Source organism: Qipengyuania sp. (genome assembly GCF_042095715.1).
GTDB lineage: Bacteria > Pseudomonadota > Alphaproteobacteria > Sphingomonadales > Sphingomonadaceae > Qipengyuania.
Genome location: NZ_JBELMO010000068.1, coordinates 1 through 16,492, shown reverse-complemented (window position 1 = coordinate 16,492; position 16,492 = coordinate 1). Strand labels below are relative to the sequence as shown.

The following is a 16,492-nucleotide window of genomic DNA, read 5'->3' as shown; positions in this document are numbered from 1 at the left end:
ATTATCGGGAATCCTATGGCATCTTCGGAGCTAGTGGAATCCTGTTCAATCATGAGTCGCCCTTGCGCGGTCGAGAGTTTGTGACGCGCAAGATCACTGACAGCGTTGCAAGGATCGTTCATGGCAAAGCTGACTGCTTGGAACTAGGCAATCTTGATGCCAAACGTGATTGGGGGTTCGCCCAAGATTACGTAAAGGGCATGCACCTGATGTTGCAGGCCGACGAGGCTGACACGTTTGTGCTGGCTACTAAGCGCACCGAAACAGTGCGGGATTTCGTGACAATGAGCTTCAAGGCAGCGGGCATCGAGCTGGAATGGTCGGGCGCGGGCGAGAACGAAATCGCCCGTGACACGCGTGACGGCGCGACGAGGGTTCGAATCAACCCGCAGTTTTTCCGCCGCGCCGAAGTTGAGCTGCTAATTGGCGACCCTTCCCACGCCCAGGAAAAGCTAGGCTGGAAAGCGGAGACTACGCTGGAGCAGCTATGTAGAAAGATGGTCGAAGCAGACCTGCGACGGGTGCGGGATGACAAGTCCTTCTAGGGTCGTCATCACCGGAATCGACGGTTTCACTGGGCGGCATCTGCGCAAGCAGCTACAACGGGCAGGCTGGGAGGTGTTCGGCCTCGTTGGCCCGGATGTGCCCTCCTCTGCCCGAACCTTGTCGGCTGACCTTCGGGACGGGGACCGCATCGCCACATGGCTGGCGGAGGTCCGCCCAACCCACATCGTGCACCTTGCCGCACTTAGTCATGTAGTGGGGCCCGCCCTTCCCTTCTACGACGTCAACGTGCTTGGAACGGAAGCGTTGCTTCAAGCAATCGCGCGAGCTGACCTTTCTCTGGCCAAGTTGGTCGTTGCGAGCAGCGCGAATATCTATGGTCAAAAAGCAGTCAGTCCGATTGGAGAGGATGAACCGCCGCAGCCTTCCAACCATTATGCGATCAGCAAACTCGCCATGGAGGCGGTGGTGCGGCAGTGGTTCGATCGTCTTCCGATCCTGGTCGCACGTCCCTTCAACTATACGGGACCGGGCCAGAGCGAGGCGTTTCTTTTCGCGAAACTGGTGGGCGCGTTCCATCGACGTGAGCCCGTGCTGACTTTGGGCAACCTTCGCATCGCACGCGATCTGTCTTACATATCGTTCGTGACCGAGGTCTATCAACGCCTTCTCGAATCGGGCCGGTCGTCGGAAATCGTCAATATCTGTTCCGGACGCAGCGTATCTATCGCCGAAGCACTCGACCTCTTGCGGGAGTTGACCGGACATAACCCTCGGATCGAAACCGACCCGGCGTTGATGCGGGCCAACGATATAGAGGTGTTGACCGGGGACCCCGCACGTCTTCAAGCAGCTGTGGGGCCGCTAAATCCCCTCGCACCGCGCGCCATCATGTCCGCAATGCTCGAAGCACTAGATGAACGATCCGAGATATGATCCTCCGCCGTCTCGTCGCAGCGGACACGACCTTGAGCGTAGTGCTGCACGGACTGAAAGTGGTGGTCGCCCTGCTGCTCAACTGGATCGTGCTCAACCTGTTTGCGGTCGCCGATTTTGTAACCTGGTCAGTAACCTCGTCGATCCTGGTTGTGGCAACGGCGTCGGACCTTGGGATTGGGCAATATACGGTCACGCGGTTGATAAACACCGATCGCGCCGACTGGGCGACGGAGGTCAGCGAAGGGTTGAGTGCGCTTCTTCCCCTTGTTCTTCTGGCAGGCTTGTTCGTCTTGGTCGCCCTCGACGGCCCATCTACGCTCTACAAGACGACCATGGCGATCTTGCTGGCGGGGCGGATCGTCACAATCCCTTTCGCTGCGGCATTGAACGCCGCCAACCAGTTCAAGATCAGGAAGGCGATCGAACTCATTGCCTATCTGTTGGCCGTAATCGCGGTGGGGGCGATCGCGTTGACGGGATCGGACATTCACTGGGCGCTGCTGTCTCTCAACGCAACGTTCCTCCTAGGGGCGGGGCTGACAGTCCTGGCTGCCTCGCGATATGTGCCGCTGCGCCGTGGTCTTGCGATCGCACCGCCGCGGAAGGCGTTGGAAGTGTTTCGGGCGGCAGTGCCGTTCATGGCGAACAACCTCACGGGTCTTCTGGCCTATGGGGGCTTTATCTGGCTGGCCAGCCTAGCGCTGGATGAAGTTAATTTGGCAAAGCTTGCAGTTCTGCACGGCTTTGTTCTAGTGAACCTGTACCAGCTCTACGACGTATTCCTGAAAGCTCGCCAGGCCGATCTGGTAAAGCCTTTCTGGATTCGACGGTATCGGATGATTAACTGGTTGGTAATGGGCGCTCTTCCACCTGCGTTCGTCCTTTTTGGAAGGCAAGCCCTCGCCCTTATCGGCAACCCAGTCCCAATCGGAATGGTTGAAGCAATCTTATTCGGCCTCTTTCTAGCGTGCGAAATGGGTAATCTCTTCGCTCAGTCTGTCACGCAGGTGAACGATCAAATCGCGCAGAGATTGAAGGACTATTCCGCGCTTCGTGTTCTGCTACTGATGGCATTCATCTCTCCAGCGATGGCACCTGAGGATAAGCATCCATTGATCCTTCTTCTAACAATCCTGTCGCTGATTTCCTTGGGAACATTCTTGTATTTATTGGCAGGTATGGCCAAGATACGCAGCCGCTGCACGGATATTTAGAAAAGATAATTCCTCGATGATCCTGATCGAAACAATAACTGCTCTGATTGGCATCTACCTTCTTGTCAAAGAAGTCTCTATATACCGTTTTCGCAATTACGCGACTTCGGTCTTCCTTCTTTGTTTTGTGCCTCTCCTGTGTATTTACCCACTGATCTCCCGGATTGTGGTTGGGGGGGCATACTCTGTCCAGCCGGGAGATTATCTCGTATTTAGTGACTATTCCGTTTATCTTGTCTACCAAGCTTTCTGCCTTGGCATACTATGGATGGTATACCTCACCGGAGGGCGCCAAACGCTCACCCCGTCACCTGAATGGAGATCGGTGATCGATACAAATATTGCTGAGCTAGCAATCGTAGTAGCGATTATCTCTTTAGGAATTGCCTTATACGTCAGGTCAACAGGTTTTACTGTCGGAGAATTGATAACCGCCTCGCGATTTGAATGGTTCAACAACTCATCTTACTCATCTGCAATATTTGTTGTATCCTCCTACCTAATGACCTTGTCTCCGGTTGGACTTCTTTTGGCCATCTATAAAAAGCGTTATAGGTGGGTTTTCTTTCTTATAGTAGCCGAGCTTATTTTTTTTGGTATTCTATCAAAAGACAGAAAATGGCTGATATATATCCTATCAGCAGGATTTGCATTTGTATACTATCATCAGAACTTTGCAATAAAGTTGCAAAAGAAGTTTCTCGTAATTGCAGCGATGATTGTTTCGGCCTTAGTTTTTTGGCAAGTTTTCAGGGGCGTATACTTCGAATACTTTCTGACCGGGAAAGGTGACGTATCGTATCTCGCTCAAGAAATGGCTATAGAGCTCCTGACGAGGGGTGATTTCCCGTACTATTATAACGCTAGTATCACTGCTATAAATATGAATATAAACCATGACTATTTTATACCTCTCGGCTTGTTGAGTAGGCAATTTTTGTTTTTTCTCCCTGCTGATTATAGCTTTGGCCTTAAAGTAGAGGATATATCAGCACTGTTTTCGGATGCGCTCCAAGCTGGAGACGCGGTGCGTCGCGGTAATATGCCCCCTGGCTTATTTGGTTTGTTTGTGATTAGTTTTGGTTGGTTCGGCGGAATTATTCTCTGCGCTCTTATACCGCTTCTATTGCGGTGGTTGGATCGATACATCCAAAAGGCGAGCGGAATAGGGTCGTTCGTTCTTGCGGCCCATATGATGTCTGCGGTACTACTATTGCTTCGCGGGGACGACAGCTCGGCTACCTATTTCATTGTCTTTTCGCTCGCAGTTTTCTTGTTGATTAGACCCAATACAGTAATCGGCACGCGTCGAGTTGAGAGTGCGGGTAATCAATAATGTCTAGAATTGTTTTTTATTGTCACGACACGATGGAAAATATCGGGTCTTTGGAGTACTATCGTCAAGACATAGAGGCTTTGCGGGGGCTTGGGCATGAGGTGATTGTCTGTAATCGCTATCGCGATATTCCATGGAACTTCGACCTTTTGTTCGTTTGGTGGTGGACGTTCGCCTTGCTACCAGTCGCGCTGGCGCGCCTTGCCGGGCGTAAGACTGCGATTGCCGGAGTGTACAACTTTCGCTTCGAAGACCAAACGAGCGGGACCGACTTTTTCGCCCGCCCTTGGTATCAGCGATGGCTTATAAGTCTCGCTACACGGCTTGCTCATGCCAACCTGTTTACAAGCCATCGGGAATTTGAGGAGGTTGCGGACCATTTTGGCTTGAGGACCGCACATTATTCCCCCTGTGCGGTGGGTGAGGACTATTTCGAGCTCCGAGCGCGGAATGAGGGGCGATCGCTGTTGCTCAATCTTGCTTGGTCGGCCCACTCAAGCCTACAGCGTAAAGGAGTGTGGACTATCGTCGAAGCTGCCGCGCTACTGAGGCAGCGTGGGCGCGACTTCGAGATGATCTTGGCGGGTAAGCGAGGCGACGGGTTCGGTGCGCTCTGCGACCGGGTTCGTGAGCTTGGGCTTGAACGCTGGGTCCGCGTAGTCGGCGAGGTTTCGCAGGAAGAGAAGCTTGATCTCTTCGCCCGCACGCGCCTTTACCTTCAGCCGTCGCGTTTCGAAGGGTTCGGGCTGGCGACCGCAGAAGCTGCTGCTGCTGGAGCTTGCGTGATCACGACCGATGTCGGCGAAGTGCGGATGGTCGTTGGGGACGGCGCAATCTATGTCGAGCCTGGAGATGCCGAGGGGCTTGCCGACGCCGTGGAGTCACTGCTTGCGGATCCTGACTTGGCCCATTCAATCGATGCGCGTGCGATCGAGCGAATCCGGCGGCTCTATTCCATCGGCGGAAAGCGTGCCAACTTCGCCGCTATCCTCGAAAGTCTCGGCATCTCTTCGCGCACCTACGACTAGCGCATCTGTCCTTCCGTCGCTATCGCGCGGCGATGCCCCTCATAGACAGCGCGCCTACGCAAGAAACACGGAATCGATGAAACAATACCAGATCTGCACGAATTGCGTGATGGATACCTCGGACTCCAACATTTCGTTCGATGAAAATGGGGTGTGCGACCATTGCCGAGGATTCAAGGAGCATGTCGAGCCCAACTGGCATCCCAATGCCGAGGGTGAGCGCAGGTTCGCGGCCGTGGTCGAGAAGATCAAGGACGACGGCAAGGGGCGCGATTTCGACTGTATCCTTGGGATGAGCGGCGGACTCGACAGTTCATTCCTGCTCCACAAGGCCGTGAAGGATTTCGGCCTTCGCCCACTCGTATTCCACGTCGATGGAGGCTGGAACACCGACATCGCCGTGAGCAATATTCAGGCGCTCGTCGACGGGCTCGGCCTCGATCTCTACACCGAAGTCATCAACTGGAACGAAATGCGCGATTTCCAGCTTGCGTTTTTCAAGTCCGGCGTGCCGCATATCGACATCCCGCAAGACCATGCCTTCATCGCGACGCTTTACAACTTCGCTGACAAGCACAAGATCAAATATATCTTGAATGGCGGGAATATCGCGACCGAATGCGTACGTAATCCTTTGGAATGGCTGTATTACGGTACCGACATGCGGCAACTCAAGGACATCCAGCGCAAGTTTGGAACCGTCCCGATGCGCACCTATCCGTTCAGCAGCGTGCTGCGGCACAAATTCTACCTGCGGTACATTCGCGGAGTTGAAGTGGTGAAACCGCTCGACTGGATGCCTTACACAAAGGAGATGGCGCGAGACACGCTGGCCAACCTTTACGGCTGGAAGCCCTATCCGCAAAAGCACTTCGAATCGCGGTTCACACGGTTCTACGAAGGTTACTGGTTACCCGAACGGTTCGGATACGATACCCGCCGCGTCCAATTTTCCAGTTTGATCCTGACCGGGCAGATGCGACGCGAGGAGGCCCTAGAGGCGCTACGGCATTCCGCGTACGATCCTGAAACGATAGGGCACGAATTCGATTATATCGCGCGCAAACTGGGAATAACTAGTGAAGAACTCCGCGGCTATTTCACCATGCCCAAGAAGAGCTACGCCGATTACAAGAACCAGCGGTGGATGTTTACTTTGGGCGCCAAGGTGCTACAGATGATCGGCGCGGAGAAGGCGGTCAAACGGTGATCGCTATACTCGGCTATGGCCTTGGCAACGTGAAGGCTTTCGCGAACATTTATAAGGGATTGAACATTCCCTTCTGTGTGGCCGAGGATGGCGCCGCGCTTGCGGCTGCGGACCGCATTATCCTGCCGGGTGTCGGTTCATTCGACCATGCCATGATCCGCCTCAGGAGCTCGGGCCTGTTCGAGCCACTGGAGGAAGCGGTGATCGGAAAAGGCAAGCCGGTGCTGGGAGTTTGCGTAGGCATGCAGATGCTGGCTCGATCGAGCGAGGAGGGCGGCGAGCCCGGCCTAGGTTGGATCGACGGCGAAGTAACCCGAATCCGGTTTCCCGAAGACGGCCCGCGCGGCCTGCTGCCGCACATGGGCTGGAGCACCATCACATCGCGAGCCGAAGACCCCCTGCTCGATGGCCTCGACGATGCGTTGGGGTTCTATTTTCTCCATTCCTACCGTTTCGTATGCAGAGATCCTGCGGAAGTGATCGCCACAGCAGACTATGCGACGCCCTTCCATTGCGCGGTACGGCGTGGCCACATCCAGGGGGTTCAATTCCACCCTGAGAAGAGCCACCATAACGGCACCCGGCTATTGAAGAATTTCGCGGAGAACTGAGCGATGCCACGTGCCCGCATCATTCCCTGCCTGCTCGTGCGTGGTGGAGGCCTCGTGAAGACACGCAGGTTCGGGGACGATAAATATGTCGGCGACCCGATCAACGCGGTGCGCATCTTTAACGAGAAGGAAGCCGACGAACTGATCGTTCTCGACATCGATGCGACCGTCGAGGGGCGCGAACCCGATTATGCGATGATTGAGAACCTCGCTGCGGAATGCCGTATGCCGCTATGCTATGGCGGCGGTGTCTCAAGCACCGAGCAAGCCAAACGCATAATGGAGCTTGGCGTGGAAAAGGTAGCGCTCAGCGCCGCCGCGATTGCGCGTCCAGAACTGATCAGCGACATCGCCGCGCAAGTGGGTAATCAGAGCGTCGTGGTTGTCCTCGACGTCAAGAAGAAAATGCTGGGCGGCTATCGCGCCTTCACCCGCAACGGTCGCGTCGATGCCAAGATTTCTCCGGTCGACTTTGCGCGTCGGGCGGAAGCGCTGGGCGCGGGCGAGATCGTAATCAATGCGATAGACCATGATGGCATGATGGGGGGGTACGACCTGACCATCGCTACACAGATCCGCGAAGCGACGCAGTTGCCGCTGACGCTGTTGGGCGGGGCAGGGTCGCTCGCGCATCTCGAGGAAGCAGTACGCCAGCTCGGCACTATAGGTTTGGCTGCAGGCAGTTTTTTCGTATTCAAGGGTCAGTATCGCGCGGTTCTTATCAACTATCCAAGCCATACTGATCGCGCCGCGTTGCAGCAGCAGGTCGCCCGATCCTGAACCGTTCGCGCCAAGGTGTAGGATACGCCAAAGCGCGCCAGCCGAGAGCCTATTTTCATGAAGCAGATTGTCCAGCAACTCGACAGCGGTGTAACCGCGATCGTAGAAGCGCCAGCCCCTCGGGTCGCACGCGGCACGCTCCTGATCAAAACCACCCGCAGTCTTATTTCCGCGGGTACCGAGCGGATGCTGGTCGGCTTCGGCAAAGCGTCACTCTTAGCCAAAGCCCGTCAGCAACCTGACCGGGTCAAGGATGTGCTAGGCAAGGTCCGGACCGATGGGCTGGTGGCGACGGTCGATGCGGTACGCTCCAAGCTCGGGCAACCGCTTCCGCTCGGTTACTGCAATGTCGGAGAGGTGATTGAGGTCGGTGAGGGCGTGATCGACTTCAAGCCTGGCGATCGCGTCGTTTCGAACGGTCCCCATGCCGACATCGTGCGGGTGCCCATGAACCTGTGCGCAAAGATCCCCGATGGTGTCGGCGACGAGGGTGCTGCCTTCACGGTGGTCGCCAGTATCGGCCTTCAAGGTATGCGGCTGGCCGAACCAACACTGGGCGAAAGCTTCGTCGTGACCGGCGCGGGGCTGATCGGCCTGCTGACGATCCAGCTTCTTCGGGCTCATGGATGTCGCGTTCTGGCGATCGATTTCGACGAAAGCAAGCTCGCGCTCGCAAAACAGTTTGGCGCAGAAACCTGCAACCCTGCACAGGGCGAAGATCCTGTCGCCGCCGGTATGGGCTTCAGCCGTGGTCGCGGCGTGGACGGCGTTATCATCACCGCATCTACCAAATCGAGCGACCCAGTGGCTCAGGCCGCGCACATGTGTCGCAAGCGGGGCCGCATCATTCTCGTTGGTGTCACTGGCCTCGAACTCAATCGTGCCGACTTTTACGAGAAGGAACTGCTGTTCCAAGTATCCTGCTCGTACGGGCCGGGCCGCTACGACCGGGCCTACGAAGAGGAAGGACGCGACTATCCTTTCCCGTTCGTACGCTGGACCGAGCAGCGGAATTTCGAGGCGATCTTAGACCTTATGCATAGCGGCAAGCTAGATACTGACCCGCTAGTGACACGCCGGTTCGCCTTCGAGGATGCCGAGGCAGCATACGCCGCACTCACTCACGACACGTCCGGCCTGGGCTTGGTCCTCGAATATACAACCGCCATTGGAGAGCGGCTCACCGCCACGACGCGCTTTGCTACCGATGCAAGCTTCGTAGCCGATCGGCCGACTGTTGCGATTATTGGGGCGGGGAACTACGCCTCACGCGTGCTCATCCCAGCGCTGAAGGCCGCCGATGCGCAGCTTCACACCGTCGTCACTTCGGGTGGACTCAGCGGCGCGATAGCAGCCAAGCGTGACGGTTTCGGGGAAGCGAGCACAGATACTGCGGCGGTGATGGCTGATCCGCAGATCGACACAGTCGTCGTTGCCACCCGGCACGACAGCCATTCAGCGTTAGCGATCGAGGCCCTGGAGAATGGCAAGCATGTCTTCGTAGAAAAGCCACTCGCGCTCACTCTTGAACAGTTAGAGGCGGTCGAAGCCGCCTATGCCGCGGCGCATGCGAACGGTCCTGGGCCGCAGCTGATGGTCGGCTTCAACCGGCGCTTCGCACCACAGGTCGCCAAGATGAAGGCGCTGCTGAACCAAGTCAGCGAGCCCAAGAGTTTCGTCATGGTGATGAACGCTGGCGCGATCCCCGCGCGCCACTGGACGCAGGATCCGGCGGTCGGCGGCGGGCGCATCATCGGCGAGGCTTGCCACTTAATCGACTTGATGCGCTTTCTGGTCGGCGCGCCGATCGTCGACGTCGCGGCGCGACGCATGGGTGATACGCCGCTCATGGAGGTTACCGAGGACAAAGCGTCGATTACGCTCGCTTTCGAAGACGGGTCGTTCGGGACTATCCTGTACCTGGCAAACGGATCCGCGTCCTTCCCAAAAGAGCGGGTGGAAGTCTTCACTGCGGGTCGCGTGCTGCAGATCGATAATTTCCGCCGCATGACCGGCTATGCGTGGCCCAGGTTCAAGACGCAAAACCTGTGGCGGCAGGACAAGGGGCAGGCGGCGTGCGCCGCAGCGTTCCTGGCGGGCATCAGGGCGGGGCAACCCGCCATTCCCGCCGACGAGATCTTCGAGGTTGCGCGCGCCACCATCGAGGCGGCCACTATCCTCCGGCAGCAATGAACGGGGTTGTCGCCCGGCTGGGGGCCTTCGCCGCTATCGGCCCGGCCAATGTGGTGCGGGTCCTCGCGTATCGGCTCGGTCTGCGGTTTGGCATCCATCCCGTGCAGCGTATCCGTGCGGCGCTACCCGAGAACGGACCTTTTTTCGCGAACGATGCGATGCCGATCCGCGACCGCGCCGCGCCTGCGCACTGGCGGGACGAGGCACTGCTGTTCGGCGCCCATCGCGCCGCAATCGGGAATGATCCGCCGGTATGGACGCGTGACCCTCTGGACGATGACAGCGCACCCCACCCCGGCACGCTGGTGCCTTGGTGGCTCATCGGTGACTTTTCGCACGGCGACATCAAGCGGGTCTGGGAATTTTCCAGGTTCGACTGGGTGATGGCGTTCGCCCAGCAGGCCCGAACTGGCGATGCCAGCGCAGCCGCGCGTCTCGAAAGCTGGATTGGGGACTGGGCACGGAAGAACCCCGCCTACTACGGCCCGAACTGGAAGTGTGCGCAGGAAGCCTCCATCCGAGTGCTGCATCTCTCGGTCGCGGCGCTGATATTGGGCGAGGAGGCGTACCCGTCAGCGCCGATGCGCGCATTAGTCGATGCGCATATCCAGCGTATCGAACCAACGCTCTCCTATGCGCGCGCGCAAGACAATAACCATGCGACCTCGGAAGCTGCAGCGATCTTCGTGGCCGGGGCATGGTACCATTTTGCGGGCATCTCTGGTGCCGAGGCGCTGCTGAGGCGCGGACGTGCACTCCTCGAGAGGACGGTCGCACGGCTGTTCGCGGCCGACGGCAGTTTCAGCCAATACTCGCTTAACTATCACCGCGTCGCGCTCGACACACTTTCGCTGGTCGAAGTGTGGCGGCAACACGCGAAGGTGGAGCCCTTCTCGCCAACATGGCAGGCTCGTGCGGCGGCGGCGGCCGAGTGGTTGCGAGCCATGGTCGATCCTCAGAGCGGTGATGCGCCCAACCTGGGGGCGAACGACGGTGCCAACCTTCTGCCGCTCATCGATGCCGATTTTCGGGATCACCGGCCTTCAGTGCAGCTCGCCTATGCGCTGTTCGGTTCGGCGCGCGCCTATCCGCCGGGGCCATGGGATGGCGCGCTCAAGTGGCTGGGAGTCGATGTGCCTGAGGCCGTTCGCCCGCTTCCCCAACGCGCGATATTCGATGAAGGCGGCTATGCGGTGCTGCGCCAAGGCAAAGCCATGGCGATGCTCCGTTATCCGCGGTTCCGCTTTCGGCCGAGCCAAGCCGACGCACTACACGTCGACCTGTGGCACGACGGGACGAACCTGCTGCGCGACGGAGGATCGTATAGCTACAATACCGACGCCCGATGGATAGACTATTTCGGCGGCGTGCAGGCACATAACACGATACAGTTCGACGGCGCACCGCAAATGCCGCGACTTTCGCGTTTCCTGCTTGGCGACTGGCTGGCTACGGAGGCCCGCGGCGAGACCTCTGACGGGTTCACTGCCGCCTATCGCCATCGTGCCGGCTGGCGCCATCGTCGGGCAGTCGCGTTAGGCGACGGGCTGACCGTGACTGACACTGTCGCCGGCTTTGCGCGCGAGGCGCGGCTGCGCTGGCGCCTAGCGCCGGGAGACTGGCGGATCGAGGGAGACACGGTCACCAACGGGCACCATTGCCTGTCGATACGCGCCGATGTGCCGCTGGCGTTGGAGCTCGTTCAGGGCTGGGAATCGCGTCGCTACTTTGAACGGACTACGCTTCCGGTAGTGGAGGCGACCGTCGGCAACCCCGGACGCATTGTAAGCGACTATCGTTGGACCACATGAGGCTTTTATACATCCACCAACATTTCGCCACACCCAAAGGAAGCGGCGGAATTCGATCTTACCAAATGGCGCGGCGCATGATTGAGCGGGGGCATCAAGTGACGATGCTGTGCGGGCGCGGCGTTGATGGCCAAAGCGGGCTCTCGGGACCATTCGAACGCGGCGTGCGCCGGGGCCGCGTGGAGGGGATTGACGTGATTGAGGTCGATCTCGCTTATTCTAACCGGGATGGCTTTCTCAAGCGGACCAAGACCTTCCTTGCCTTCATGCTCCGGACGAGCAAGTTCATCTTTACTGAGCAATACGACCTCCTGTTCGCAACGACGACACCCCTGACAGTGGGCGTACCGGGGATTTTGGGGCGATGGCTCCGGCGCAAGCCGTTCGTGTTCGAGGTGCGTGACTTGTGGCCTGAACTACCGCGCGCAATGGGGGTTATACGCAATCCGTTCATACTCTGGGCAATGGGAGTGCTCGAGTGGGCGAGCTACCGCTCGGCACACCGGCTGATTGGATTATCGCCGGGTATAGTTGACGGTATCGCGCATCGCGGTGTCGCGCAGGCGCGCATTGCCATGGTTCCGAACGGTTGCGATCTTGACATCTTCTCGTCGAACTCGGTTCCTTGGCAACCCGAAGAAGTGCGCGATGACGATTTGATGGCGGTATTTGCTGGCGCGCATGGGCTGGCAAACGGTCTTGATGCAGTGATTGACGTGGCGGCAGTGCTCCATCGGCGCGGGCGTGAGGACATCCGTATTGTGTTGATCGGCAGCGGTATGCGCAAGCCCGCTCTCATAGAGCGTGTTAAGCGCGAGGGGCTGAGCAACGTCATCTTCCTCGATCCCGTGCGCAAGACGGAGTTGGTAGGCCTGCTCAAGCGCGCGGACGTAGGCCTACAGGTGCTCGCTGACGTTCCCGCCTTCTACTATGGTACCTCACCCAATAAATTTTTTGACTATATCGCGGTGGGCCTACCGGTACTCAACAACTATCCAGGTTGGCTTGCGGACATGATCTGCGGGGCAGGATGCGGGATCGCAGTTCCCCCGCGCGATCCCGATGCCTTCGCCGAAGCGCTCGTGGTCCTTGCCGACGATCGTACTTCGACCCGCGCCATGAGTCTGCGTGCCCGCGCTCTCGCCGAGGAGCGTTTTGCCCGCGACATGCTGGCCGACCGCTGGGCGCAATGGGTGGAAGGCGCGCTGCAAGCGACCACCGCCGCTAAAACGCAACGCGAACGACAGGATTAGATTTGCAAATCTCATAGCGTTTAAAATAAAAGTCGCCATGATACTCATATCTTGTATTCGACTTATGCAGCGAAATTGACAATGGGGCTGCCTATGCGAAAGCACAGCCTGCGTTCGGTAGAAGCGAACATTCTGAGACCCCTAAAATTCAATCCTCTGCCGGGGGATGGCCTATGGCGGCCTCTACGTTCTTTCCAATCTGCCTGCCGTAGGTATTCGCGCTGATCGGTGGAGGCTGCGTTTGGTTGGCCTCCACCAATCGCGGCAGACGCGGCTGAAACTGGGGCGCATGGTGCCGTTCTTATTGCAGAGGCGGGCGTGGATCCCGTGCAATGGGATGAAGGCTCCGCCCGACCATGATCATTCGCCCGGCTTCCAGCCACGATCATCAGATCTGGGCGCGCCTGCTCGCGCAGCGGCACGCGCCGCACGGATCGCAGAAGGAATTCCTGCTGGAGATCGGCGAATGGCTGGAGTTGCCCGAACCCATGCACTGCTGGTTGGCCTTCGACGATGACGGCGAGGCGGTCGGCTTCGTCGATGCGCGCGTACGCAGCTTCGCCGAAGGGGCGCCGCACGGTAACACCCCCTATATCGAGGATATTTGGGTCGATACCCATCACCGCCAAGGTGGCGTGGCCCGCCGGCTGGTTGCCGCGGTGGAGGACTGGGTCCGGGCCGAAGGCTACGACTGGCTGGGGTCCGATGCGGCACTCGTCAACAAGGCCGCGCATGGCTTCCACGGCGCCCTCGGCTTCGAGGAGGTCGAGCGGCTCGTCGTCTTCGGCAAGCCGCTCTAGCAGCCCTATCGCATATCAGCGCCGTAGCGCCCTGACGCAGGCCGCGCGGTCCACGTCCTGCCCGTCGCTGCCCCGCCGCGCCTCCACACTGGTGGCGGTTGGCTCTCCACCCGGGCGAAGCGGGTAGAGATAGACGTCGAGCACACAGGAGCTGCCCGAAAACTGCAATTTCAGCGCATCGCCCTCGGGCACGGTGAGCCGGGGCTGGCCGAACAGCTCGCCCAGCCGGCGCCGGTCGGCCCCGATGACGCTTTCCAGCCCCGGCATGCGCATGATCTTGGGCGGAATGAAGCCCTGGCTGGACGGCGCGGTAACCGGCCCGCTCATCGGCGGCGGTGTGGCGGGGCGCGGATTGCTCGCCGGACCGGCGCGCGGGCTCCCCACACAGCCCGCGACCAGCGCGGCGGGGATGAGGGCGGCGAGTTTACGCATGTCGGGCTCTCCGGCCGTGAACGAGATGAGCAGCGCTGGCGGCGCCAAGCACCGGCGCCACCAGATTGACGAAAGGCACCAGCAGCAGCGCCGTGACGATGCCGCCCAGCAGAAGGCGGGTGGCGCCGCCAACGGGCAGCCCCTCGCCCAACCCCTTTTGTTGGACACGGTGGCGCAGCCAGACCATCTCGGTCAGCTCGCGCCCCAGCAGCCAGGCATTGGCGGCGGCAAAGACCAACGCGGTGCCGATGCCGGTGAAAAGCAGCACCAGCGCGAGCGGAAGCACCGCCAGATTGACCAGGATCGTGCGCCGCAGTCCGCGCAGGCTCGCCGATAACGCATCGGCAAATGGCAGATCGGGTACCTCTGCCGCCGCGGGATAATGGCGCCGCTCCACCGCGCGCACCACGTCCTCGGCAAAGAAGTTCAGCACCGCCAGCGCCACGATCCGGAACAGCAGCCAAAAGGCGATCACCGCAAGAAGCGCCGCCGCAGCCGCGCCCGCGAGCCCCGCACCATCGGTCCATCCCAGCGCCGCGAAGCCCCCCGTCAGCCCGTAATAGAGCGCGAACCCCAGCCCCGCGAACAGCGCCAGCGTGATCGCAAGCGATTTTGCCAGGATCGCCAGTATGGCCGGATCGGCAAGCTGCCCCAGCGATAGGGCGAGGGCACGGGGCAGGTCGGTCATGGCGGGGCGGGGATTGGAGTCGCGCGCGCGCCAAGTCAACGCCGCTTGGCCAAAGCGCGGCCACCCGCTAGGGGCGCGGGGCAAAGCGAATTACCGGAGTATTCATGACCGAACCGCGTTACGACGTCATCGCCATCGGCAACGCCATCGTCGATGTGATGGCCCCCTGCGAGGACGAGCTGATCGAGGAACTGGGCCTCAACCGCGGCGGGATGACGCTGGTCGATACCGACCGGGCGGAAGAGCTTTACGGCGCGATGGGCCCCGCGCGGGAGATCTCGGGCGGATCGGCGGCCAACACGCTGGCCGGAATGGCCGCGCTGGGCGCGCAATGCGCCTTCATCGGCCAGGTTGCCGACGATCAGCTGGGCGCGGTGTTCGCGCATGACATTCGCGCGGTGGGCATCGATTTCGACACCCCGGCGCGCGAGGAAGATCCGCCGACGGCGCGCTGTCTTATCTTCGTCACTCCCGATGGGGAGCGTACGATGAACACTTTCCTGGGGGCCAGCCAGTTCCTGCCGCCCGCCGCGCTGGACGACGCGATGATCGCCAGTGCCGCGATCCTTTATCTCGAAGGCTATCTGTGGGACCCGGAAGAACCGCGTAGCGCCATGCGCCGCGCCATCGAGGTGGCGCGCAAGGCGGGGCGCAAGGTCGCCTTCACCGCCAGCGAAAGCTTCGTGATCGATCGCCATGGGGACGATTTCCGAGCGTTGATGGACGAAGGCAAGATCGACATCCTGTTCGTGAACGAACACGAGCTGGCGAGTCTCACTGGAACCGGCGATTTCGAAGATGGCGTGGCGCAGGCCTCTGCTAAGGTCCCCGTACTGGTCGCCACTCGAAGCGCGAAGGGCGCAATCGCGGTCGCGAACGGCGAACGCGCCGAAGTCGCCGCGGAGCCTATCGACAAGGTCGTCGACACAACTGGCGCCGGCGACCTCTTCGCCGCCGGATTTCTGACCGGTCACGCGCGCGGCGAAAGCCTGGAACGCTGCCTCCGCATGGGTGCCATCTGCGCAGCCGAAGTCATCAGCCACTACGGCGCGCGGCCCGAGGCCGATCTGACGAAGCTGGTGGGGGAGCGGTTGGACTAGGGGACGCAGCCGGCGATTCCCGACCGCCGTCCGCTTGCTTACTCCCCCTTCGCCCGCTGGATCGCCTTGCGAAACTGGCGCTCGCTTGCCGCGCCGGCGATGCGGATGGGGCCGATCAGATAGCCGGGTGTTCCGGGGAAGCCGAGTTGCAGCGCGTCCTGCGAGGTGCGGGAGAGCAGGGCGTCGATCGCCTGTCCGTGTTCGGCAAGATCACGCTCAATCCGCGCCCAGTCGCCCCCGGCATCCTCCACCGCACGTTGCAGCCGGGACTCGTCGAGCGGCCCGGTGCGCATCAATTCGGCGTGGACGGCGGGATAGATGCCCTGCCGGTCCGCCGCCAGCGCGACGCGGGCCGCACGCAGCGATGCGGGGCCAAGGATCGGCCAGTCGCGCTCCACGATCCGCACGCCGCCTTCCTCTTGCGCTGCCGCCTTCAGCAGCGGCTCGGTCACGCGGCAGACCGAACAGGCGTAATCTGAGAAGACCAGGACTGTCACCGGCGCATCCACCGGGCCGGTGGCAGGAAAACCCGGCGCTTCGGCAATCGCGGCCACGTCCATGATCTCCGACACGTCCATGCCCGTTTCGCGCCC

16 protein-coding genes are annotated in these 16,492 nt (G+C 60.0%); 13 read left to right on the top strand and 3 right to left on the bottom strand.

Going from position 1 to position 16,492, the window contains the following annotated elements; all coding sequences use genetic code 11:
- From ACFDTG_RS13595 to ACFDTG_RS13540, 12 genes are all read left to right on the top strand, one after another.
- Positions 1–545 (top strand): GDP-mannose 4,6-dehydratase (locus ACFDTG_RS13595; RefSeq protein WP_375291557.1); only part of this gene is annotated, 545 nt, incomplete at its 5' end.
- On the top strand, positions 529–1,440 hold the full coding sequence (locus ACFDTG_RS13590) for a GDP-mannose 4,6-dehydratase (RefSeq protein ID WP_375291556.1): 912 nt from the start codon (positions 529–531) through the stop codon (positions 1,438–1,440). The genes ACFDTG_RS13595 and ACFDTG_RS13590, both read left to right, overlap by 17 nt.
- Positions 1,437–2,657, top strand: coding sequence for a hypothetical protein (locus ACFDTG_RS13585; RefSeq protein WP_375291555.1), 1,221 nt, complete (start codon positions 1,437–1,439; stop codon positions 2,655–2,657). The genes ACFDTG_RS13590 and ACFDTG_RS13585 overlap by 4 nt, the downstream gene beginning before the upstream one ends.
- 16 nt (positions 2,658–2,673) lie before the next feature.
- Positions 2,674–3,993 (top strand): O-antigen polymerase, encoded by a 1,320-nt coding sequence (locus ACFDTG_RS13580; protein WP_375291554.1) that lies wholly within the window; start codon positions 2,674–2,676, stop codon positions 3,991–3,993.
- Positions 3,993–5,021, top strand: a complete 1,029-nt coding sequence (locus ACFDTG_RS13575) for a glycosyltransferase family 4 protein (protein WP_375291553.1) — start codon at positions 3,993–3,995, stop codon at positions 5,019–5,021. Before ACFDTG_RS13580 ends, ACFDTG_RS13575 begins: the two co-directional genes overlap by 1 nt.
- Positions 5,022–5,097: 76 nt before the next feature.
- A complete protein-coding gene (locus tag ACFDTG_RS13570; RefSeq protein WP_375291552.1) occupies positions 5,098–6,231 on the top strand; it encodes an N-acetyl sugar amidotransferase in 1,134 nt (377 codons plus the stop codon).
- On the top strand, positions 6,228–6,842 hold the full coding sequence (gene hisH / locus ACFDTG_RS13565) for an imidazole glycerol phosphate synthase subunit HisH (protein ID WP_375291551.1): 615 nt from the start codon (positions 6,228–6,230) through the stop codon (positions 6,840–6,842). Before ACFDTG_RS13570 ends, hisH begins: the two co-directional genes overlap by 4 nt.
- Before the next feature lie 3 nt (positions 6,843–6,845).
- Positions 6,846–7,622, top strand: a complete 777-nt coding sequence (locus ACFDTG_RS13560; RefSeq protein ID WP_375291550.1) for an AglZ/HisF2 family acetamidino modification protein — start codon at positions 6,846–6,848, stop codon at positions 7,620–7,622.
- Positions 7,623–7,679: 57 nt separating this feature from the next.
- Positions 7,680–9,815: a bi-domain-containing oxidoreductase gene (locus ACFDTG_RS13555; RefSeq protein ID WP_375291549.1), complete on the top strand. Its 2,136-nt coding sequence runs from the start codon at positions 7,680–7,682 to the stop codon at positions 9,813–9,815.
- Positions 9,812–11,626: a heparinase II/III-family protein gene (locus tag ACFDTG_RS13550; RefSeq protein WP_375291548.1), complete on the top strand. Its 1,815-nt coding sequence runs from the start codon at positions 9,812–9,814 to the stop codon at positions 11,624–11,626. The genes ACFDTG_RS13555 and ACFDTG_RS13550 overlap by 4 nt, the downstream gene beginning before the upstream one ends.
- Before the next feature lie 65 nt (positions 11,627–11,691).
- On the top strand, positions 11,692–12,879 hold the full coding sequence (locus ACFDTG_RS13545) for a glycosyltransferase family 4 protein (RefSeq protein WP_375291547.1): 1,188 nt from the start codon (positions 11,692–11,694) through the stop codon (positions 12,877–12,879).
- A 356-nt stretch (positions 12,880–13,235) separates the two neighbouring features.
- On the top strand, positions 13,236–13,679 hold the full coding sequence (locus ACFDTG_RS13540; protein WP_375291546.1) for a GNAT family N-acetyltransferase: 444 nt from the start codon (positions 13,236–13,238) through the stop codon (positions 13,677–13,679).
- A gap of 15 nt (positions 13,680–13,694) precedes the next feature.
- Here the strand turns inward: ACFDTG_RS13540 and ACFDTG_RS13535 are convergent, their stop codons facing one another.
- Together ACFDTG_RS13535 and ACFDTG_RS13530 are read right to left on the bottom strand one after the other, a co-directional pair.
- Positions 13,695–14,111 (bottom strand): hypothetical protein, encoded by a 417-nt coding sequence (locus ACFDTG_RS13535; protein WP_375291545.1) that lies wholly within the window; start codon positions 14,109–14,111, stop codon positions 13,695–13,697.
- A complete protein-coding gene (locus tag ACFDTG_RS13530) occupies positions 14,104–14,799 on the bottom strand; it encodes an EI24 domain-containing protein (RefSeq protein WP_375291544.1) in 696 nt (231 codons plus the stop codon). The genes ACFDTG_RS13535 and ACFDTG_RS13530 overlap by 8 nt, the downstream gene beginning before the upstream one ends.
- Before the next feature lie 104 nt (positions 14,800–14,903).
- Here ACFDTG_RS13530 and ACFDTG_RS13525 point away from each other — a divergent pair, with 104 nt between their 5' ends.
- Positions 14,904–15,899, top strand: coding sequence for an adenosine kinase (locus ACFDTG_RS13525; RefSeq protein WP_375291543.1), 996 nt, complete (start codon positions 14,904–14,906; stop codon positions 15,897–15,899).
- A gap of 38 nt (positions 15,900–15,937) precedes the next feature.
- On the opposite strand, the gene ACFDTG_RS13520 is transcribed toward ACFDTG_RS13525, so the two are convergent.
- On the bottom strand, positions 15,938–16,492 hold a 555-nt coding region (locus ACFDTG_RS13520; protein ID WP_375291542.1), incomplete at its 5' end, for a thioredoxin domain-containing protein.